The organism is Pseudochelatococcus lubricantis (genome assembly GCF_011762225.1).
In the GTDB taxonomy this organism is placed as follows: Bacteria; Pseudomonadota; Alphaproteobacteria; order Rhizobiales; family Beijerinckiaceae; genus Pseudochelatococcus; species Pseudochelatococcus lubricantis.
In genome coordinates, this window is the sequence record NZ_JAASQI010000001.1 from 136,770 (window position 1) to 157,310 (window position 20,541).

14 protein-coding genes are annotated in these 20,541 nt (G+C 65.6%); 4 read left to right on the forward strand and 10 right to left on the reverse strand.

The window, feature by feature from the left end:
* The first annotated feature begins 22 nt into the window (after nucleotides 1–22).
* Nucleotides 23–1,432, forward strand: a complete 1,410-nt coding sequence (gene glnA, locus FHS82_RS00580) for a type I glutamate--ammonia ligase (protein WP_166947650.1) — start codon at nucleotides 23–25, stop codon at nucleotides 1,430–1,432.
* A 161-nt stretch (nucleotides 1,433–1,593) separates the two neighbouring features.
* Here the strand turns inward: glnA and rpsI are convergent, their stop codons facing one another.
* From rpsI to FHS82_RS00595, 3 genes are all read right to left on the reverse strand, one after another.
* Nucleotides 1,594–2,079 (reverse strand): 30S ribosomal protein S9, encoded by a 486-nt coding sequence (gene rpsI / locus FHS82_RS00585; protein WP_166947652.1) that lies wholly within the window; start codon nucleotides 2,077–2,079, stop codon nucleotides 1,594–1,596.
* Between the two features lie 2 nt (nucleotides 2,080–2,081).
* The gene (rplM, locus tag FHS82_RS00590; protein WP_166947654.1) at nucleotides 2,082–2,546 is read right to left on the reverse strand and encodes a 50S ribosomal protein L13; all 465 of its coding nucleotides are present in this window, start codon (nucleotides 2,544–2,546) and stop codon (nucleotides 2,082–2,084) included.
* A 230-nt stretch (nucleotides 2,547–2,776) separates the two neighbouring features.
* Nucleotides 2,777–4,531, reverse strand: a complete 1,755-nt coding sequence (locus tag FHS82_RS00595; RefSeq protein ID WP_166947656.1) for a chloride channel protein — start codon at nucleotides 4,529–4,531, stop codon at nucleotides 2,777–2,779.
* Between the two features lie 320 nt (nucleotides 4,532–4,851).
* Between FHS82_RS00595 and FHS82_RS00600 the strand changes: the two genes are divergently transcribed.
* A complete protein-coding gene (locus FHS82_RS00600; RefSeq protein WP_166947658.1) occupies nucleotides 4,852–6,135 on the forward strand; it encodes an O-acetylhomoserine aminocarboxypropyltransferase/cysteine synthase family protein in 1,284 nt (427 codons plus the stop codon).
* Here the strand turns inward: FHS82_RS00600 and FHS82_RS00605 are convergent.
* On the reverse strand, nucleotides 6,117–7,220 hold the full coding sequence (locus FHS82_RS00605) for a COX15/CtaA family protein (protein ID WP_166947660.1): 1,104 nt from the start codon (nucleotides 7,218–7,220) through the stop codon (nucleotides 6,117–6,119). The two genes, FHS82_RS00600 and FHS82_RS00605, sit on opposite strands and share 19 nt — an antisense overlap.
* 150 nt (nucleotides 7,221–7,370) lie before the next feature.
* Between FHS82_RS00605 and FHS82_RS00610 the strand changes: the two genes are divergently transcribed.
* A complete protein-coding gene (locus tag FHS82_RS00610) occupies nucleotides 7,371–7,586 on the forward strand; it encodes a DUF2842 domain-containing protein (RefSeq protein ID WP_166947662.1) in 216 nt (71 codons plus the stop codon).
* Nucleotides 7,587–7,600: 14 nt separating this feature from the next.
* Here the strand turns inward: FHS82_RS00610 and FHS82_RS00615 are convergent, their stop codons facing one another.
* From FHS82_RS00615 to FHS82_RS00640, 6 genes are all read right to left on the reverse strand, one after another.
* On the reverse strand, nucleotides 7,601–9,715 hold the full coding sequence (locus FHS82_RS00615; protein ID WP_166947664.1) for a GumC domain-containing protein: 2,115 nt from the start codon (nucleotides 9,713–9,715) through the stop codon (nucleotides 7,601–7,603).
* A 229-nt stretch (nucleotides 9,716–9,944) separates the two neighbouring features.
* Nucleotides 9,945–11,234 carry a porin gene (locus tag FHS82_RS00620; RefSeq protein ID WP_166947666.1) on the reverse strand — a complete coding sequence of 430 codons (1,290 nt, stop codon included), beginning with the start codon at nucleotides 11,232–11,234 and terminating at the stop codon, nucleotides 9,945–9,947.
* An 867-nt stretch (nucleotides 11,235–12,101) separates the two neighbouring features.
* Nucleotides 12,102–12,749 (reverse strand): cold-shock protein, encoded by a 648-nt coding sequence (locus tag FHS82_RS00625; RefSeq protein ID WP_166947668.1) that lies wholly within the window; start codon nucleotides 12,747–12,749, stop codon nucleotides 12,102–12,104.
* A 179-nt stretch (nucleotides 12,750–12,928) separates the two neighbouring features.
* Nucleotides 12,929–16,390: a pyruvate carboxylase gene (gene pyc / locus FHS82_RS00630; protein WP_166947670.1), complete on the reverse strand. Its 3,462-nt coding sequence runs from the start codon at nucleotides 16,388–16,390 to the stop codon at nucleotides 12,929–12,931.
* A 168-nt stretch (nucleotides 16,391–16,558) separates the two neighbouring features.
* Nucleotides 16,559–17,605 carry a dihydroorotase gene (gene pyrC / locus FHS82_RS00635; RefSeq protein WP_166947674.1) on the reverse strand — a complete coding sequence of 349 codons (1,047 nt, stop codon included), beginning with the start codon at nucleotides 17,603–17,605 and terminating at the stop codon, nucleotides 16,559–16,561.
* Between the two features lie 141 nt (nucleotides 17,606–17,746).
* Nucleotides 17,747–18,199, reverse strand: a complete 453-nt coding sequence (locus FHS82_RS00640; RefSeq protein WP_166947677.1) for a hypothetical protein — start codon at nucleotides 18,197–18,199, stop codon at nucleotides 17,747–17,749.
* Nucleotides 18,200–18,639: 440 nt separating this feature from the next.
* On the opposite strand from FHS82_RS00640, the gene FHS82_RS00645 reads away from it, so the two are divergent.
* Nucleotides 18,640–20,511, forward strand: a complete 1,872-nt coding sequence (locus FHS82_RS00645; protein ID WP_166947680.1) for a hypothetical protein — start codon at nucleotides 18,640–18,642, stop codon at nucleotides 20,509–20,511.
* Nucleotides 20,512–20,541 lie beyond the last annotated feature (30 nt).

Sequence of the window (20,541 nt, forward strand, 5' to 3'; positions counted from 1 at the left end):
AAAGCAACAAGGAACGTTACTCATGACGACCGCTCAGGATGTCCTCAAGCTCATCAAGGACAACGACATCCGTTACGTCGACCTGCGCTTCACCGACCCGCGCGGCAAATGGCAGCACGTCACCTTCGACGTGTCCTTCATCGATGAAGACTTCTTCAGCGAAGGCACGATGTTCGACGGTTCGTCCATTGCCGGCTGGAAGGCCATCAACGAATCCGACATGGTGCTGCTGCCCGACCCGACGACCGCCCAGGTCGACCCGTTCTTCTCGGCCTCGACGCTCTCCATCGTCTGCGACGTGCTGGAACCCACGACCGGCGAGCCCTATGAGCGCGACCCGCGCGGCATCGCCAAGAAGACGGAAGCTTACCTGAAGTCCACCGGGATCGGCGACACGCTCTTCGTGGGGCCGGAGGCCGAGTTCTTCCTGTTCGACGACGTCAGGTTCACCGCGACCCCCTACAACACCGGCTTCAAGCTGGATGCCGCCGAACTGCCGACCAACGGCGATACCGAATACGAGGGCGGCAACCTCGGCCACCGCATCCCCACCAAGGGCGGCTACTTCCCCGTTCCCCCGCTCGATGCCAGCCAGGACATCCGCAGCGAGATGCTGGCCGCCATCGCCGCCATGGGCGTGACCGTCGAGAAGCACCACCACGAGGTCGCTTCCGCCCAGCACGAACTCGGCATCAAGTTCGCCACGCTTGTCGAGACCGCCGACGCGATGCAGATCTACAAGTACTGCATCCATAATGTCGCGTCGAGCTACGGCAAGACTGCGACCTTCATGCCCAAGCCCATCTACGGCGACAACGGCTCGGGCATGCACGTGCACCAGTCCATCTGGAAGGAAGGCAAGCCGCTCTTCGCCGGCAACAAGTATGCCGACCTCAGCCAGGAGTGCCTGTGGTACATCGGCGGCATCATCAAGCATGCCAAGGCGCTGAACGCCTTCACGAACCCGTCCACGAACTCCTACAAGCGTCTCGTGCCCGGCTTCGAGGCCCCCGTGCTGCTGGCCTATTCGTCGCGCAACCGCTCGGCCTCCTGCCGCATTCCGTGGACGACGAACCCGAAGGCCAAGCGGCTTGAGGTGCGCTTCCCCGATCCGGCCGCCAACCCCTATCTCGCCTTCTCGGCGCTGGCGCTGGCAGGTATCGACGGTATCCTCAACAAGATCGATCCCGGCGAAGCCATGGACAAGGACCTCTACGATCTGCCCCCGCGTGAGCTGAAGCAGATCCCGACCGTCTCGGCCAGCCTGCGCGAGGCGCTGCAGGAACTCGACAAGGACCGCACCTTCCTCAAGGCCGGCGGCGTGTTCAGCGACACGTTCATCGACTCCTACATCGAACTGAAGATGCAGGAAGTTATCCGCTTCGAACACACGCCGCACCCGGTCGAGTTCGATATGTACTACTCCGTCTGACGACGGCCCACGAATAATGAGGGGAGCAACTCCGGCGGTCTCTGACCGCCGGTTTTTTTATGCGGACGGCGCACGTCGCAAACAAAAAGGGCGGCCCTGCGGCCGCCCTGTCGTCTCTCGCGCCGGTTGCCGGTTTCGCAGCCGGTAACCGCCGTGAAGAATCAGCGCTTCGAGAACTGGAAGGAACGGCGGGCCTTGGCGCGGCCGTACTTCTTACGCTCGACGGTACGGCTGTCGCGGGTGAGGAAGCCTTCCTTCTTCAGCGGGCCGCGCAGTTCCGGCTCGTAGTGGGTCAGTGCCTTGGAGAGGCCGTGGCGCACCGCGCCCGCCTGACCGGAGAGGCCGCCGCCGGTGACGGTGACGGTGACGTCGTACTGGCCGTCGCGGTTCACCAACACCAGCGGCTGGCGCAGGATCATGCGCAGCACCGGACGGGCGAAGTAGGTCTCGACCGAACGGCCGTTGACGACGATCTTGCCCTCACCGGGCTTGATCCACACGCGGGCGATGGCGTCCTTACGCTTGCCGGTGGCGTAGGCGCGGCCCTGGGCGTCGAGCTTCTGCTCGTAGCGGGGCGCTTCCGGCGTGTCGCTGACAACACCGGCGATCTGGCCGAGATCGGCAAGGCTCTGGATGGTATCGGACATGATCAGGCGCTCCTCGCGTTCTTGCGGTTGAGGGCGGCAACATCCAGCGCCTCGGGCTGCTGGGCTTCGTGCGGATGCTCCGCGCCGCCGTACACGCGCAGATTGCCGAGCTGGCGACGGCCGAGCGGACCGCGCGGCAGCATGCGCTCCACGGCCTTCTCCACGACGCGCTCGGGGAAGCGGCCTTCCAGAATGGACTTGGCGGTACGCTCCTTGATGCCACCCGGATAGCCGGTGTGGTGGTAGTAGCGCTTGTCGGTATACTTGTTGCCGGTGAAGACAACCTTTTGCGCGTTGATGACGATGACATTGTCGCCGTCATCGACATGGGGCGTGAAGGTGGGTTTGTGCTTGCCGCGCAGACGAAGCGCGATGATCGAGGCGAGGCGGCCGACCACGAGGCCGGATGCGTCGATGATCACCCACTTCTTCTCGACTTCGGCGGGCTTGGCCGAGTACGTCGTCATGATGGATCTTCTTCACATTCAGAAGGTCCCGGCCCGGAAGAACCGCAGTGCGGCACCGGACGGGAGCGGAAAAACAAACGAGCCGCCTGCCCTCACAAGCAGACGACGCGGGATGGCGGATCACTAAGCTACTGAAATCGCTCTGTCAAGAGGACGTCAATTCGATGACGCCATGAAATAATTATATATTTCAACATGTTACGATATTAGGTATTATAATACCGCTATCGCTAGCGCTCTCCGCTCAACTCCCGCCGCCGCCGATCGAGTTCCTGGGCGTAGCGCCTCAGCGCATGGGCCTCCGTCACGTAGCCCAGAACGGAACGGCATTGCGGATCGTCGACCACGGCCAGCGTTTCGGTTTCCGCCCTGTCGAATGCCTCCAGAATCATGTTGATGTTCTGGCGCGGCAGCAGGAAGACGTCTGGCGCGTGGCGCAGGTTGCGCACCGGCACGGTCTCCGCGTCGGTGTCCTGCCCGTTGGCATGCACCTCCGCCGCCAGCACGAAGCCCACGTAGCCGCCGCCCTCGTCTACCAGAAACACGCGCTCCGTGGAGCCGATGGGGAAGCGCTTGCGGAAGGCCGCGACAGTCATGTGCTCGCCCGCCGTGCGCGCCTCCCGCCGCATCAACTTCACCACCGTCAGGTCTTTTACGAAGCTGATGTCGAAGGCCGAGCGGATCGACTCGCCGCGCACGTGGAAACGCCAGGTGGCGAACGAGTAGCCGAACAGCCGCCGCACGATCAGCGAGGCGATGACCGCGCCGATCATCACGCCGCTGGCGATGGCGATATTGCCCGTTTGCTCGAACACCAGAAAGATCATGGTGATCGGCGCGCCAATGATGGCAGCTGCCATTGAGGCCATGCCCACGAGCGCATAGACGATGCGGTCCACCGGCAGCGCCGGGAAGAGCGACGTGATGCCGAACCCGATGACGTCGCCGAGCAGGATGCCGACGAAGAGCGACGTATGGAACAGGCCGCCGCGAAAGCCGGTACCCACCGACAACGCCGCCGCCAGCACCTTCGCGGCGAGCAGCCCCAGCAGCACCGTGAAGCCGTGCGCGTGCACGAGATAATATTGCATCGCGCCGTGCCCCGCGCCGAGCACCGCCGGCGAATAGAGCGCCAGCACCGCGACGCCGAGGCCGCCGAGCGCGGGACGCAGAAGCGCAGGCACCTTGAAGCGGCGCAGCACGAAGTCGCCCGCCGTGGCCATCTTCATGATCCAGATGCCGATCACGCCCGCGACGACGCCAATCCCGACGAAAACGATGATGTCGTAGCGCGAGAAGTAGAGGTCGATGTTGAGCAGCGGGCTGGTCAGCTCCTGCGTCAACAGCCCGGCGACGGCCGGCGCGGTCAGTGCCGACAGCATGACAGGCGCGAGCGTCACCACCGCATAGGCACCCAGCACCAGCTCGAAGGCGTAGAAGGCGCCGGCCATCGGCGCATCGAACGCGGCGGCGATGCCGGCGGCCGCGCCGCAGGCGACGAGCGTGCGCAGGTCGGCGCGCCGCAGGTTGAATTTCCGCCCGAGCCACGACCCCATTCCCGCGCCGAACTGCGTGTAGCCCGCCTCCATGCCGACAGCCGCGCCGCAGCCGCTGGAGAGCACGGTGCCGCCCGTCAGCAACACGCTGTCCGTCAGCGAGACGCGCCCGCCGTAGAGCGCGTTCGCCTCGATGGGGTCGACGGCATCGCGCCGGCGCAGCCGGTGCACCGCCCACGTGTAGCAGCCGACGACGAGACCGCCGACGATGAGCGACGTGAAGACGCGCACGGGATCGAGCGATAGCGAAGCGCTGAGATACGCACCCCGCTCAAGCCCGAACAGTTCCTCGTGCAGCCATTGCGCCGCGCTGTGGGCCAGCGCCACGCCCACGCCCGTCACCGTGCCGATCAGGATGGCGAAGACGGAAAGCGACAACTCCTCTGCCCGCGCAAAGGCCTTGATCCTCCACCACATAGCATCAAACATGGACGGATTGCCTCGTCATGGCGGACCATCGCTCCCATACGTCGGAAAGGTCGTAGCCAAAGCCCCGGGTCGGGTCAATGCGCCAGCAGCGCCCAGAAGCGCTCCATCATGCCACGCAGGCTGTTGACCGGACGCGGCGTTCGTTATATCGAACATATACGCTCTTCCCTCGCCGGGGAAACGCCCGCGGAACAGGAGCGCGGCCTTGTTTGACACGCCGTGTCCCGACGAGGTCGATCCATTGCCGTGAACCGCCCGTTCCGTCCTTTACAGACCGTGTCCGTCGCCACATTGTTGCCATTTGGCGGAGAATAACAACCATGTCATCCGACTGTAGAAACCACTTCGCAACGCTTGCCGTGCACGCAGGCGCCAGTCCCGATCCCGTCACGGGCGCGCGCGTGACGCCTCTCTATCTCACCAACGGCTTCGCGTTCGAGACGCCGGAGGCCGCCGCCGACATTTTCGCGCTGCGCAAGAGCGGCTATTCCTACGCGCGTGGCGGCAACCCGACGGGCGCCGTGCTGGAAAAGCGCATTGCCACCCTTGAAGGCGGCACCAACGCGGTCGCCATCGCCTCCGGCCAGTCGGCTCTGCTCGTCATCCTGCTGACGCTGCTGAAATCGGGCGACGAGTACGTTTCCGCCAACCGCCTGTTCGGTGGCTCGCTCGGCCTGATGCGCCGCCTCGAAGAGCGCCACGACCTCAAGGTGACGTTCGCCAACCCGCTCGATCTCGACGCCTTCGCCGCCGCCGTCACCGAGCGCACGCGGGCCATCGTCATCGAGTCCATCGTCAACCCCTCGGGCGACGTGGTCGACATCGCCGCCGTGGCCGATATCGCGAAGAAGCACAACATCCCGCTCGTCGTCGACAACACACTGGCCACACCTTACCTGATCCGCCCCATCGAATACGGCGCCGACATCGTCTTCCATTCGCTGTCGAAGTTCATCGGCGGCCACGGGCAGGTGATCGGCGGCATCATCGTGGATGCCGGCAAGTTCAACTGGGCGGGCGACGCCCGCTACCCGCTGCTCTCGGAGCCGTGGGAGGACTACGGCGGCATCGTGCTTTCCGAGAAATTCCCGCAGACGGCATTCGGCGTCGCAGCCCGCGTCTACGGCATGCGTGATCTGGGGCCGGGCCTGTCGCCCTTCAACGCCTTTCTCGCCCTCACCGGCACGGAAACGCTGCACCTGCGCATGCCCCGCCACGTCGCCAACGCGCAGGCCGTCGCGCGCCATCTCGCCAGCCATCCGGCAATCGCCGAGGTGAGCTATCCGGGCCTCGAAGGCCACCCGAACCACCCGCTCGTCCAACGCTACACGCCCGAGGGGCCGGGCGCCGTGTTCACGGTGCGCGTCAAGGGCGGCGAGACGGCGGCGAAACACCTCATCAGTACGCTGAAGATCTTCTCGCACCTCGCCAACATCGGCGAGACGCGCTCGCTGATCATCCATCCGGCGACGACGACCCATAAGAACATGCCGCCGGAGGAACGTATCGCCGCGGGGCTGGGGCCGGACGTGGTGCGCCTCTCCATCGGCCTTGAGGACGCGGCAGACCTGATCGCCGACCTCGATCAGGCGCTCGCCGGCTGAACCGGAAACACGCGCGCCGGCGACATCATGCGCCGGTGCGCGACCGCGTGGCCGAGCAGCAGCACGGCCATCGCCTGATGCAGCAGCGCCGCCCACAGGGGTGCGAACAGCAGCAGCGTCATGATGCCGATGGCGGCCTGCGCCAGTACCAGCCCTGCCAGCACGCGCGCCATCCGCACCGTCTTCGAGCCCGGCGCGGCCCTTGCCGCGTCGATGGCGTGCCAGACGACCAGCGCCAGCAGCAGATAGGCACCGACGCGGTGATTGAACTGCACGAGCGCGGTCGACTCCACCAGATTGCGCCACCACGGCGAAACCTGCAGCAGGGTGAAGCTGTCGGGAATGAGGCGCTCCGCCATCAGCGGCCAGGTGTTGAACGACATGCCGGCATTGAGCCCGGCAACCAGCGCCCCGAGCGCAATCTGCACCAGAATCGCCGCGACCGCGATGGAACCCGTGATCCGCAGCCGCGCGGGCACGGCGATGCGCGCATGCCTGTCGCGCAGGCCGACGGCGATCCACACCACCGCGACGAACAGGCCGCAGGCCGCGACGAGATGGAGCATGAGCTTGATCGGCGCGACAGCCGTCATGCCGGGTTCCAGGCCGGACGCCACCATGATCCAGCCGATGCCGCCCTGCGCCCCGCCGAGCAGGCCGATGGCGAGCAGCGTGGCGAGGAACCGCCCACGCACGACGCCCCTGTAGGCGAACCACAGCAACGGCAACAGATAGATGAAACCGATCAGCCGGCCGAGCTGGCGATGCCCCCATTCCCACAGATAGATGAACTGGAACTCACCCAGCGTCATGCCATGGTTGAGCAACTGATATTGCGGCGTGGCGCGGTACTTTTCGAACTCCGCCAGCCACGACGTCTCCGTCAGCGGCAGCAGCATCCCGGTGACGGGCCGCCATTCGGTGATTGAGAGGCCGGAGCCGGTGAGCCGCGTCGCGCCGCCGACGATCACCATCAGCACAATGAGCGCCGCCACCATACCCAGCCATATCCGCACCGAGCGGCGGGTGGGATCGGCCATTTTTTCGGCGACGGCGACGGATGGGGGGAACGTGCTGATCGTCATGAGTTGCGGCTTGACGCTTCCGGGATTACGGGTATCGATCAGCCCAAACATAGTCCGTCGACGCGCCCGGCACAACGCACGCGGATGCGGCAGATTTTCACGCCTGCGCGGCCTCCGGCCGCCGCGGACCCGAGCGGGGCAGACGACATAATGAAGCGGCGCACGCGAAAGTTCATCGGTATGATCGCCATTCTGGCGTTCGGCATCTTCTACGCGCTGCTCGTCATGGCCTTCGCCCATTCGCGCGTGCCGGAGTGGCCGAGCGCAGCGCAGCTCGCCTTCTATATCGTATTCGGCATGGGCTGGATCCTGCCGATCCTGCCGCTCATCCGCTGGATGGAGAAGCGCGGCGCCGGCGAGGAATAGGACAGCGCCGGCGGTTACGCGCCCGCCAGCGCCACGACGATGTTGTCGATCCCCTGCTCGCGTAGCGCCTCGTAGGCGGCGAAGGCGGCGACGTCGACGACATCGCCCTGTGCAACCAGCACCACGCCGTCGGCGCGCCGGGCCAGCCTGTCGGACAGATCGCCCTGCTCGTCCGCCCCCACCGCGGCGACGACCCAGTCGTAGGTCTGGTCGAGCGCGGCGAGCGCAAGTTCGGCTGCGTCGCCCGCCGGCAGGCTTTGCGCGATGGCCCGCCCGCGCTCCATCCGATGGAGCCGGGAACCGGGATCGCGGACGATGATTTCCGAAAACGATGCGCGGCCCTCGACGAGATCGGCGAAGCCGGCCGCCGCGACGTCGGCCGGTGCGGCGGGCAGCGTGAGATCGAGGAAAATGACCCGTTCCTGCAGGGCGAGCCGCCGCGCGAGTGCGCCAGCGGCTGCCGCCGTGCGCCCGGACGGCGCCGCGCCGAGGACGAGCAGGCGCCGCCCTCTCTCGGGAACGGCGGCGATGGCGAGCCGCGCCAGCAGGGCATCGAGCGCATCGTCGCCCGCGCCCTCCACCCGCACCGAGGCAAACGGCGGCCGCTGCGCGACCGGCGGCGGAACGGACCCTCCCGCCCGGATCGGGATGCTTGCGGGGGCGGCGGGCGCAACAGGGGCGATATCGGCCGCCGGTGGAGGACCGGCCGCGGTTTCTGCCTCTCCCGCCGTGAAAACCGGCGGTGGCGCGCCGACCGCACCCGGCGCGAGTCCGCCGCGCGGACGCCCGCTCCGCCCGGTGCCGCCGCCGAACAGCGCGGTCGCGACGAGCGCGGCGACCAGGGCCGCGCCCGCGCCGACGCCCACCGGCACCGCGCGGTCGGGCGCCTCGGGCGAGCCGGCAGGGGTGAGAACGCGGGCAGCGCCCGCGCCGTCACGCACGCGCGCCGCCTCATCCTGCAATCTTTCGCGCTCAAGCGCCAGTTGCAGGCGCGCCCGCTCGACGTCGCGGTCCATCGCCTCCTGGCGCCGGCGATTGTCATGCGCGGCAGCTATGATCGCTTGCCGCAGCCGGATGGCGGTATCGAGCTCCACGACACGCGCCGCCAGATGCTCGCGCTCACCGGCCAGCCATTCACGTGTCGATCCCTGGGCCTGCGAAATCTGGTCGTCCAGATCGGCGGCCCGCGCCGTGAGCGCCCGCACCCGCCAGTGCCGCGCCTCCCGGATGCGGCGCTCGGCGGCGAGTTCGGCGCGCAGCGTGAGCCGCTGCTCGACGAGGTGGCTCAACAGGTTCGCACCCTCGGACGGCGCGCGGAACAGATCGCCCGAGGCGCCCATCGTCTCGACCGATGCGAGACGGCGCCCGATCGCATCCTGCTCCGCCAGCAGTGCCGCCCGTTCGGCGATCAGCAGGGCGAGGTCGTCCGCGGCCGTGCGCGCACGCTGCGCGGTCTCACCGCCCGCCGGATCGGCCCGGAAGGCCGCGGCGGAATCGAGGCCGCGCTGCAGCGCCTGCTGCGCCTCGGCAACGTGCAGGGATGCAGCGCGCAGCGCATCGTCCCGCTCGGTGACGGCGGCCCTGCGACGGTCGAGGTAGACCTGCGCCACGACATTGGCGGCCCGCGCCGCGGCCTCCGCGTCGTCCGCCGTCATGGTGATGGACAGAATGCCGGCATCGTCTGCCGGGCGTGTGCCGAGCGCCTTCAGGAAAGCGCGTTCAAGGCCGGCCTCGCCGTCGCGCCCGGCGCCGTTCCTGCCCCCAGTTTCCCCCAGCCATTGACGGACGAGCCCGGGCAGGCCGTCCAGCGGGTCGCCGCGCAGTCGCGCGACCGTCTCCGCGCCAAGCAGCGCCACCGCTTCGCGCGCGAAATCCGGCGAGGCGACGATCGCCGCCGCAACCGATGGCCTGTCGCCCACCGGCGCGAGGCCCTGCCCCTCCGTCAGCAGCAGCGACGTCTGCGCCGTGAAGCGCGGCGGCACCAGCGAAGCAGCCAACGCGCCCGCCAGCAGCGCGACGAGCCCGACCGCCAGTGCGACCGGCAAGCACCGCAGCAACGCGCGGGCGCGCCTCCCCGCTCCGGCGGGGATTATCGGCGCGGCGTAAACGGCGCCTGACGGCTGCGTCATGGGCTATTCACCTGGGCTACTTACCTGAGGCTGTTCATGGGGCCGGTTGACCACGGTCGCAGGATGTCCGGACGGTATCCATCCGGATCAGGCAACAAGAAAAGCCGTTCAAGGTTGAGGTCCGGTTAACGGCGCCCCGGATCTGGCAGCGCCGGGAGGTGGCCCATAACGAAAAACCCCGGCGCAGGAGCGCCGGGGCCGTGGATCCCGATACGACGGAGAGCGCGTATCAGAAGTCGCGCTGCAGACGGATGCGCGTCTGGACCTGGTCCTCGTTGCGCTTCACGTAGTAGGGCTGGTTGAAGTCGACGACGCGGAAGCGGTCGCGCTCCAGACGGCCGTAGAGGACCTCGACACCGATGTCGAACTTGGACACCGGCGACCAGATCAGAGCCGTACCGGCCTGCCACATGTTGAAGTCGCGGAACAGCGCGTTGCTGAACTTGACCGCAGAGTTGTAGGACACGTCCGTGTACGAACCCCAGAGGGTCGAACGGACGCTCGGGGTCCAGTAGTGGACGCCGGCAGCGGTGATGTTGAAGCCCGAAGAGGTCTTGATGTCGCCGTTGATGACGTAGCCATCGATCACGGTGTTCGAGACCTTGCCGGCAGTGGTGCTGCCGTTCAGGCCGAGGTAGCTGAGAGCGCCGTCCGCGTAAGCGGCCTGCAGCCACAGCACGTCACCCGCGCCGAGCTGCGGGAGCTTGAACTTCACGCCACCCTGAATGGCCCAGCCATAGGTGGTGTCGACGCGCGTGCCCCAGCTGCCGCCCCACGGATTGTAGATCGTGCCGGAGTTGAGCTGATGCAGGGCGCCCGACAGCTGAGCGGAGCCCCAGTCCTGATCGACGCGCAGGTTGGCGATGACGTCGGGCAGACGCTGGCCAGCGCGGTCGTAGTAGCTCGAGTTCAGCTCGCGGTTGCCGCGGTCTTCGAGCGAGATGGTGGCCGAGAAGCCCGAACCGAACGTGGCGGTGTAGGCCAGCAGGTTGGTCGAGGTATCCGAACCAGGCGCGCCGCCGAAGCTGCCCCAGTTCAGGTCAGACGCGTAGAAGTCGAAGAACGACTGGGCCTGACCGGCGGTGATGCCAGCCCACTGGATGTAGGCCTTGTCGAGCAGCGCACCGTTGCTGGTGCCCTGGTTGCCGGTGTTCTTGTCGATCTGGAAGCGCATGTAGGCGCGCAGCGTGCCCCACTCGGTCGGCGTACGGACGTCGACGTTCAGACGGGCGCGGGCCTTGATGCCGGTGGCATCCTTGTAACGACCATTGCCAGCCTGGTTCGGGGAGGCGTTGGTGTTGCGCGGCTCGATGTAGACGTAGTCAGCACGGACACGGCCGGAGAGCTGGATGCAGCTATCCGTGCCGGGGACGTACCAGAAGCCAGCGCCGTACGTGGAGCAGACGCGGACGTATTCGACGGGAGCAGCCTTCGTGACGGGAAGATCTGCAGCCTGAGCTCCGGCAACCGCGGCGATGCCGGCGGCGGTTCCGAGGAGAAGGCTCTTCACGAGCTTCATTGTGTGACCTCCAGAGAGATATCGAGACCCTTACGAGAGCAGGCCGTCCCCTATAAGCCGCCTTCCAAGAGACCGGCAGATGAAGCGCCTTTGTTCTTCCGAAAACCAGTCTTGCCCCACAATGCCCCGCCGATAGACAGGTAATCTGCGACTCATCCGATTGTCCGGTTGCCCTCGACGCGACAACCATGACCGACCGACACCGTTCATTCAATAATTATGGAACGATTATGATGCGTTTTGAACCTTGTGTTGCGAAAACGCCACGCGAATATGAGAGGGAAACTTGATATAGATACAAGTCAAAATTTGGAATTTTTGGAAAAATTTTTCCTTTTCCGTAATAAACATGATGAAATATTCTCTCGAACCGCGTTAAAATTCATTAAATTTTTGTTAAAAAAACGCAGAGCGCCAATAGAAATCAAGTCAATAAGCTTTTCGGCGCCGGATATTTCTTCTTGTGGTTCAATATGGCGTGACTGCGTGGAATTATGTTAATGTCAGATATCACGCATGCCCGTACAGTTCGTGCCGAACCGATGACTGGGCTGTTTCCGCCCGCGCGGTGCCCGTGCCGCCGCAACCTTCACCCATCAAAAGAAAAAAGCAGCATGCCCCTGCGGACGTGCTGCCAGATAACACTGATTCGACACTCGATAGCATACGGTCGAATCAAGGCGATAAATCGACAATCCGCCAAACAGGCCGTTTATTGGCCGGAACGGGGAGCAGCAACACCACCATAGCGCCGGGCGCCGCACGACACGACCCCGGTTTTTGCAACGAACGGACATGAGCCCGTCCCCGTCTGCGGGACACCCGAAGCGGTTGTCCCACCGGACATCAAGCCCATGAGGCCCGATATCAATCGAGAGCGATGTTTGACGCCTCGCGGCCCTTGGCGCCGGCAACGACACCCATCTGCACGCGCTGGCCTTCCGCGAGATCGGTGAGACCCGCGCGCTGCAACGTCGAAGCGTGAACGAAAACGTCCCTGCCGCCGTCGTCGGGCTGAACGAAGCCGAAGCCCTTGTCGCGGTTATACCACTTCACCGTTCCGTTGATGTCCTCGGCCGGCCCTTCGATACGCGGCGGATAGCCGCCACCGAAACCGCCGGCACGCGGCGGACGCGCGGGACGCGACTGGGGCGGAAGGTCTTCGAGTTCGAGAACCTCGGCCACCTGAGGCCCCTTCGGACCGTCGCGCAGGCGAACGATTGCGCGCGCCCCCGCCTCGGCCCCGGAATGCCCGGCGGCTTCCAGCGTCCGCAGCGACAGGAACGCATCGCCCGAGCCGTCCGACGCGGCCACAAAGCCGAAGCCCTTGCTCGGATTGAACCACTTCACGGTTGCTTCGATGGCGGGCCCCGTCGGGCCGCCGATCGACTGGGGATAATAGCCGTTGTCACTGTCGTCACGGCTGGAATGGCCATACCCGCCATCGCGCGGCTCGAAACCGTCTCTACGGGCGCCCCGCCGGCGCGCGTCACGGGAATCGTCATATCGGTTCATACAGAAAGATCCAACTACAGGTGGTCAATGTTAACAGGACAGGCAACCCCCGCACGAACCATTCGTATGGTTGGCCCCTCTCCATCGCAGTTTACCGGCGACGGAGCATCATACCCTTGTTTTCGTCCATGTGCGAGGACGTTAATGCGAGAAAAATGAGTAATCGGGTCGATAGCTCTCTATTCGAGCACCACCAGCAGATCCTTGGCGTCCACGGGGCTGCCCGCGCTCACCAGAACCTCACGCACAACGCCGTCACGCGCCGCCCGCAAGGCGGTTTCCATCTTCATTGCCTCGATGGTGACGAGCACGTCGCCGGCCTTCACGCTCTGCCCCGCCTGCACCGCGAGCGTGGCGATCAGGCCCGGCATCGGCGCGGCGACATGGGCGTCGTTGCCGTCCTCCGCCTTGCGACGGGACGGCAGGTCCGCCACCGCCGCCCGGTTCGGCACCTTGATGATGCGCGGCTGGCCGTTAAGCTCGAAGAACACGCGCACGAGCCCGTCCTCGTCAGTCTCGCCGATGGCCTGCAACTGGATGACGAGTGCCTTGCCGCGTTCGATCTCGACGGTAATCTCGCCGCCGGGCTGCATGCCATAGAAGAAGTTGGGCGTCGGCAGCGTGGATACCGGACCGTACTTCCAGCTCGTCATGGCAAAATCGGTGAAGACTTTCGGATACATGAGATAGGAAGCCAGCTCCTGATCGCTGACCGGCCGGTCGATCTTGCCCGCCACCGTCTCCCGCTCCACGGAGAGGTCGGCCGCCGGGATGAGCGCGCCCGGGCGGGCGGTCGACGGCGTCTCGCCTTTCAGGACCTTCTTCTGCAGCGCCTCGGGCCAGCCACCAGGGGGCTGGCCGAGATCGCCGCGCAGCATCTCCACCACGGAGGCCGGGAAGGCGATCTCGCGTGCCGGATCGAGTACGTCGGCGGGCGCCAGTTCCTGCGCCACCATCATCAGCGCCATGTCCCCGACCACCTTTGACGACGGCGTGACCTTGACGATGTCGCCGAACAGGTCGTTCGCATCGCGATAGGCGCGCGCCACCTCGTGCCAGCGCGTCTCCAGGCCGAGTGCCCGCGCCTGCTCCTTCAGGTTGGTGAACTGGCCGCCCGGCATCTCGTGCAGATAAACCTCGGACGCCCCCGCCCGCAGGTCGCTCTCGAAGGCCGTGTACTGCGCCCGCACCGCCTCCCAGTAGAAACTGATGCGGCGAATGGCGTCCGAATCGAGACCCGTGGCGCGCTCGTCGTTGTGCAGCGCCTCCGCCAGCGAGCCGAGACATGGCTGCGAGGTGAGGCCGGACATGGCGTCCATTGCCGCGTCGACTGCATCCACCCCGGCGTTGACCGCCGCGAGCACGCTCGCGGCGGAAATTCCGGAGGTGTCGTGGGTGTGCAGGTGGATCGGCAGGCCAATTTCCTCCTTCAGCGCCTTCACGAGCTTTTTCGCGGCGGAAGGCTTGAGCAGGCCAGCCATGTCCTTGATGCCAAGGATGTGGCAGCCCGCCGCCTCCAGTTCTTTCGCCAGATCGACGTAGTACTTCAGCGCGTATTTCGGCCGCGCCGGATCGTCGAGATCGCCCGTGTAGCAGATCGCGCCCTCGACGAGCTTGCCCGCCTCGCCCACGGCATCGATGGCGACGCGCATGTTCTCCACCCAGTTGAGGCAGTCGAACACACGGAACAGGTCCATGCCGGCCTCGGCCGCCTGCCGGACGAAGTAGCGCACGACGTTGTCGGGATAGTTCGTGTAGCCGACGCCGTTCGCCCCACGCAGCAGCATCTGCAGCAGGATGTTTGGCGCGCGCTCGCGCAGCAGCGCCAGCCGCTCCCACGGGTCCTCGGAAAGGAAGCGCATGGCCACGTCGAAGGTCGCGCCACCCCAGCATTCGAGCGAGAGAAGCTCGGGCAGGCCCTTCGTATAGGCATCCGCCACCGAGACGATATCGAAGGTGCGCATGCGCGTGGCAAGCAGTGACTGGTGCGCGTCACGCATGGTGGTGTCGGTGACGAGCACGCGCTTTTCGGCCTTCATCCAGTCGGCGAAGCCCTTGGCGCCGAGGCGCTCGAATATCTGCTTCGAGCCTTCCGGCAGATCATCGCGATGGAAAGCCGGCGGCGCGGGAAAGCGTGCCTCCGCCGGCGGACGGGCGCGCCCGCGCGCCTCCGGATGGCCATTGACCGTGACGTCCGCGAGGTAGCCGAGCAGCTTGGTGGCGCGGTCGCGCTTGCGCGGCATGGCGAACAGCGCCGGCGTCTCGTCGATGAAGCGGGTGGTATAGTCGCCGCGCAGGAACTTTTCGTGGTTCAGCAGCGCTTCGAGGAAGCTCAGATTGGTGGCCACGCCGCGAATGCGGTACTCGCGCAGCGCCCGCACCATGCGCGCCACCGCCTCGTCCGGCGTCGGTGCCCAGGCGGTGATCTTCTCCAGCATGGGGTCGTAGAAGCGCGTCACCACCGCGCCCGAATAGGCCGTGCCGCCATCGACGCGGATACCGAAGCCGAACGCACCGCGATAGGCGGTGATGCGGCCGTAGTCAGGGATGAAGTTGTTTTCCGGATTTTCCGTGGTGATGCGGCACTGCAGCGCATGGCCGTTGAGGCGGATTTGCTCCTGCGGCGGAATGCCGGTTTCGGCGACGTTGCCGACATGCCCACCCTCGGCCACGTGAATCTGCGCCTTGACGATATCGAGCCCGGTCACGGTTTCGGTGACCGTATGCTCGACCTGGATGCGCGGATTGACCTCGATGAAGTAGAAGGCCCCCGTGTCGGCGTCCATCAGGAACTCGACGGTGCCCGCCCCGACGTAGCCCGTAGCGCGGCCGATCCTGAGCGCGGCCTCGCACAGCTCGGCCCGCTGCTTCCCGTCGAGATAGGGCGCCGGCGCGCGCTCGACCACCTTCTGATGACGGCGCTGGATGGTGCAGTCGCGCTCGAAGAGATGCACCAGCCCGCCGTGCGTATCGCCCAGCAACTGCACCTCGACATGCCGGGCGCGGCGCACGAGCTTTTCGAAATAGACCTCGTCCTTGCCGAAGGCCGCCTTCGCCTCGCGCCGCGCGGTCGCGACCACGCTGACGAGGTTGTCGGGCCCCTCGATCGGACGCATGCCACGCCCGCCCCCGCCCCAGCTCGCCTTGAGCATGACGGGATAGCCGATCTTCTCCGCGATGGTTCTGACCGCCTCCGGATCCTCGGGCAGCGGATCGGAGGCCGGCATCACCGGCACGTTGACGGAAATGGCGAGGTTGCGCGCCGAGACCTTGTTGCCGAGCGTACGCATCGTCTCCGGGCGCGGGCCGATGAAGATAATGCCGTTCGCGGCACAGGCATCGGCGAATTCCGGGCTTTCCGACAGAAAGCCGTAACCGGGGTGGATGGCGTCGACCTTCGCCTCGCGCGCTACGCGAATCACTTCATCGATGGACAGATACGCCTCAAGCGGCCCAAGCTGCCGGCGCCCCTCCTGGGCCTTGCCGACCTGATACGCCTCATCCGCCTTGAAGCGATGCAGGGAGAGTTTGTCCTCCTCGGCATAGATGGCGACGGTCTCGATCCCAAGTTCCGCCGCCGCCCTGAAAACCCGAATGGCGATTTCCGACCGGTTGGCCACAAGCAGACGGCGTATCTTCATCTACAGCTCCCCTACCCGCTCGCGCGCATCTTCCAGGCGCAACGCCCTCGCCACCCCCGATCGGCGGCGTTTGTTGCCGATTCTGTCTATCGAAACGGTTTTGTTGCCAAACCGGACGCATTGCAAGCATCCTTTTCGATCCGCGCGGGGCGGGCGCGAAACGGCCGCTCAGCCCACGCTCTCCACCGTCCAGCCCACGCTCTCGCCGCCGCGATACACATGGACCCGATCGCCGCCGGCGACATCGAGGTCTTCCGCCACGAAGCGGGAAGCGCGCCGAAGGACGATCCGGCGCGTGTTCGCCGGCAGGCCGTAGTGACGCGGCCCGTTGAGGCTGGCGAAAGCCTCGAAATGGCCTAGCGCACTTTCCTCGTCGAATACCTGCGCGTAGGTGGCGAGCGCCACGGGCGCGACGAACAGGCCCGCGCAGCCGCAAGCGGCCTCCTTCGCCCGGCGGGGGTGGGGCGCCGTATCCGTGCCGAGAAAGAACCGCGGATTGCCCGATGTCACCGCCCGCCGCAGGGCCTGCCGATGCTGTTCGCGCTTGGCGATCGGCAGGCAATAATAATGCGGTCGGATGCCGCCCTGAAAGATGGCGTTGCGGTTGAACATGAGATGGTGCGGCGTCACTGTCGCGCCGACGCCTTCGCGCGCGCCCGTCACATAGTCCACGCCTTCCTGCGTCGTCACGTGCTCCAGCGTGACGGTCAGGCCCGGAAAGCGGCGCACCAGCGGATCGAACACGCGCTCCAGGAACACGGCCTCGCGGTCGAAGATGTCCACCTCCGGATCGGCGACCTCGCCGTGCACCAGCAACGGCACGCCCGCCTTCTCCATGCGCGCCAGCACCGGATAGACCTTCGCGATATCGCTGATGCCGAAATGGGAATTCGTCGTCGCATGCTGCGGATAAAGCTTCACCGCAGCAACTGTGCCTTCCGCATGCCCGGCCACGACGTCTTCGGGCGCCGTATCGTCCGACATATAAAGCGTCATCAGCGGCGTGAAGGCGCTGTCCGGCGGCAGGGCGGCGCGGATGCGGCCGCGATAGTCCCGCGCCTGCGCGGCGGTCACGACGGGCGGCACGAGATTGGGCATGATGATTGCCCGGCCGAAATGTGCCGCCGTCGCCGGCAGCACCGCCGCAAGCATGTCGCTATCGCGCAGGTGCACGTGCCAGTCGTCCGGCTGCAGGATTGTCAGGCTGTCAGTCATGCCACATGTTCCGCGCTGCTGTATCTATTGCTCCCGCACTCGGGGCCGCGTTGTAGCAGGCCTCGCGGGCTGCGCATATAGAATTGTCACCCGCGCGGCGACCTGCCGGCACAGCGCGCGTCAGATCCGGCACAGCGCGCGTCAGATGATGGGCGGCAGTCCGCCGTCCTGCGTGCCGTTAGCGTCCTCGGCGCCACGCTGTGCCAGCCTGATCAGCGATTCGCCGCATTTCACCGTCGAGCTGTCGTCAAGCTGCAGCGTGAGGCTGACATTGCCGGGCAGGATCACCGTGACGAGCGGAAACCCGTTGCGGCTGGAGCGCGCCGCGATCCAGCGCAAAACTGGGAACTGGCAATCGTCCACCGGCGTGCCGGCAACCGGACGTGAAGCGCCGGCATGGGTTGCCACCGCGGCCGTCAGGAGCGCGCGCCCGAGATGCGCTGCCTGCGCGCTCGTCAGCGGCAGGGCGGTTTCGGCGTGCGGGGAGCGCGCCTTCAGAAGGACCTGATCGCCCTCGCCGACCTCTGCGTGAAACGTCAGGGCCAGCGGTTCCTGCGCCCCGTTCTGCGGATTCTGAGAGGTCGCGTCACTCATCTTGCAATCTCCATTACCTGATTCGTGCGCCACTTTACACGAACACCGGGAGCCCCTGAAACGGCAGGCACCATATGCATGACCAATGTGAGGGCGATGACAAGGAAAAAATGTCCGCTCTCATACGGCGCCCGCCTCCCTACGACCCCCGCCCCGCAATGCCCGGCATCAATAACGGAGCGAAAGAGAGTTTATGAATCCCTCATTTTTTGTAAAACATCATCCATAAACTCGCATCAAGAAGACGTTATAAATATTCGAAAATCATTAACCTTTCTTTTTCATGGCATTTTTAATTGAATTACGCTCATCACTATTTTGCGATCTGGAATCTGAACATGCCCAGCGGAAATTGACAGTCTGTGCTTGTACGTGTTACGTTCTCAGCACTGATCGTCAGCGGCAATCCATCCTTGCCCGGCCGCATGTTGGGGAATCGCATGTCCTGTGCCTCTCGCATTATCGGCACGCTGGTTGCCGCCTTCGTCGTCGCCGGATCGTCCTTCCCTGGCGGGGAGCCGGCACGGCCATCGCTCCTCGCCCTCCTGGGGCCTTCTGCGGCATACGCTGCCTCTGACATTTCTCTCGCGAATATCGGGATTTCCGGAAACGGAGTCGAGATCGCGATCCCGAGCGCGGCCATTACCGGCTCCAGCCTGCCGGAAGCGGAACTGCGGGCGCTGTTCGCCACGGGGGCCGGATCGCTGCCCGCACGTCTCGACACATTGTCGGCGACGCGCATCGCGATCCCCGAACTGACCGTGACGCAGCACTCCGGCGGCGTGCGGCAGGTGACAACCTATTTCGACATGGAATTGCATGATGTCGTCAACGGCGTCATCGGATCGCTCCGCTCCGCGCGCAGCGCCGTCACGGCCACGCTCACCGACGACAGCGGGGACAAGGTACAGTTTACCGGCACCTCAGGCGAAACCTCGGTCGAGAAATTCGATACCGTGCTCTTTGCGCGCCTTTTCGGCGGCGATGAAACGGACGGCGCCGCGCGGGATCGGGAGCAGCCTGCGCAGCCCCTCCATGGCCCGTTTTCAATCAAGGATTACCGTGTAACCGGCAACGCGGACGACGCCACGTTTTCGATGGAGATTGCCGGAATCGACGGCGAGGGCCTCTCCGTGCGACCGGGCAGCACCTCCCTGTCGGAACTGGCCGGACTGGCGGAAGCTGGGAGCGGCAGCTTCGATTCACTGTCGCCCGACGGCAAGCGCAAGGTGCTCGCGGGACTTGCCGGCCTGCTCTCCGGCCTCGAACTGGGCGAGACCACCGCTTCGGGCGTCACCGTCTCGCAGACCGGCGCACACGCGAAAGAGGACAACTATTCCCTGCGCGTCGATACGATCCGAACCCGCTTCATCGACCGGAAGCTCGGATTTTCGTTCGAGGGAATTACGTTCGAAGGCAACGCCGGCAAGGCCTCGGTGCGGACTTTCGCTGTGGAGGATCTCTCGTTCAGGTCGACGGCAAGCGCGCTGGCCGAGGCCGCGCGGCCCGATCCGGACAACCCCGATATCACGCTCGATAACGCGCGCCTCGCGCCGGAGGGCGGGCGGCTGCGCGTCGAAAATGTCAACGTCGATTTCAACATCGATGATGCGGACGGGAAACAGGTGAACGACGCATCTGGACGGGTGGCTTTCTCGATCGCCTCGTTCACCAGCATGACGGATCTTGTGCCGGACGGGGATAGCGCGCAGTTCGAAACCGTTCTCGACGGGTTTCATGCGCTCCTGCCCGCGACCGACAATGACGGCGTCAACCAGTTGCGGGAGCTGGGCTACGACGAGGTCACCCTCTCGGCGACCGCGCGCGGACACTGGACAGCGGAGGGCGGCCGGCTCGCCGTCGAGGCACTGTCTCTGTCGGGAAAAGAAATCGGCAGCATCGACGTGCGAGCACGGCTCGGGCAGGTGGACAGGCGCGCCTTTTCCGGCGACACCGATCTGGCGTTGCAGGCGCTCGGCAAGGCCACGTTGCACGACATCACCCTCACCCTTGAAAACAAGGGCCTGTTCGAGCGGATCGTCAAGCGGCAAGCCGCGGATGCCAGCCCGGACGACGTCAAGCAGCAGTTCGCCGCACTCGCGACGATCGGCATTCCGGCTGTCATCGGCGACTCCGCCGCCGCACGAAAGATCGCCTCAGCGGTAGCGCGCTTCGCAAACTCGCCGGGCAAACTCGCCCTGACTGCGACGGCCAGGGAGCCCGCCGGCGTCGGCATCGGCACCATCGATTTCGGCGCCTCCGAACCGCGCGCCATTCTGGACCGTTTCGACATCAGCACGGCAAACGAATAAACACCGCGACAAGGCACCCGCCAGAGCATG

Excerpts from the sequence above, each read along its gene's own strand:
- glnA (WP_166947650.1), top strand. The coding sequence starts at position 23 with ATGACGACCGCTCAGGATGTCCTCAAGCTCATCAAGGACAACGACATC.
- rpsI (WP_166947652.1), bottom strand. The coding sequence starts at position 2,079 with ATGTCCGATACCATCCAGAGCCTTGCCGATCTCGGCCAGATCGCCGGT.
- rplM (WP_166947654.1), bottom strand. The coding sequence starts at position 2,546 with ATGACGACGTACTCGGCCAAGCCCGCCGAAGTCGAGAAGAAGTGGGTG.
- FHS82_RS00595 (WP_166947656.1), bottom strand. The coding sequence starts at position 4,531 with ATGTTTGATGCTATGTGGTGGAGGATCAAGGCCTTTGCGCGGGCAGAG.
- FHS82_RS00600 (WP_166947658.1), top strand. The coding sequence starts at position 4,852 with ATGTCATCCGACTGTAGAAACCACTTCGCAACGCTTGCCGTGCACGCA.
- FHS82_RS00605 (WP_166947660.1), bottom strand. The coding sequence starts at position 7,220 with ATGACGATCAGCACGTTCCCCCCATCCGTCGCCGTCGCCGAAAAAATG.
- FHS82_RS00610 (WP_166947662.1), top strand. The coding sequence starts at position 7,371 with ATGAAGCGGCGCACGCGAAAGTTCATCGGTATGATCGCCATTCTGGCG.
- FHS82_RS00615 (WP_166947664.1), bottom strand. The coding sequence starts at position 9,715 with ATGACGCAGCCGTCAGGCGCCGTTTACGCCGCGCCGATAATCCCCGCC.
- FHS82_RS00620 (WP_166947666.1), bottom strand. The coding sequence starts at position 11,234 with ATGAAGCTCGTGAAGAGCCTTCTCCTCGGAACCGCCGCCGGCATCGCC.
- FHS82_RS00625 (WP_166947668.1), bottom strand. The coding sequence starts at position 12,749 with ATGAACCGATATGACGATTCCCGTGACGCGCGCCGGCGGGGCGCCCGT.
- pyc (WP_166947670.1), bottom strand. The coding sequence starts at position 16,390 with ATGAAGATACGCCGTCTGCTTGTGGCCAACCGGTCGGAAATCGCCATT.
- pyrC (WP_166947674.1), bottom strand. The coding sequence starts at position 17,605 with ATGACTGACAGCCTGACAATCCTGCAGCCGGACGACTGGCACGTGCAC.
- FHS82_RS00640 (WP_166947677.1), bottom strand. The coding sequence starts at position 18,199 with ATGAGTGACGCGACCTCTCAGAATCCGCAGAACGGGGCGCAGGAACCG.
- FHS82_RS00645 (WP_166947680.1), top strand. The coding sequence starts at position 18,640 with ATGTCCTGTGCCTCTCGCATTATCGGCACGCTGGTTGCCGCCTTCGTC.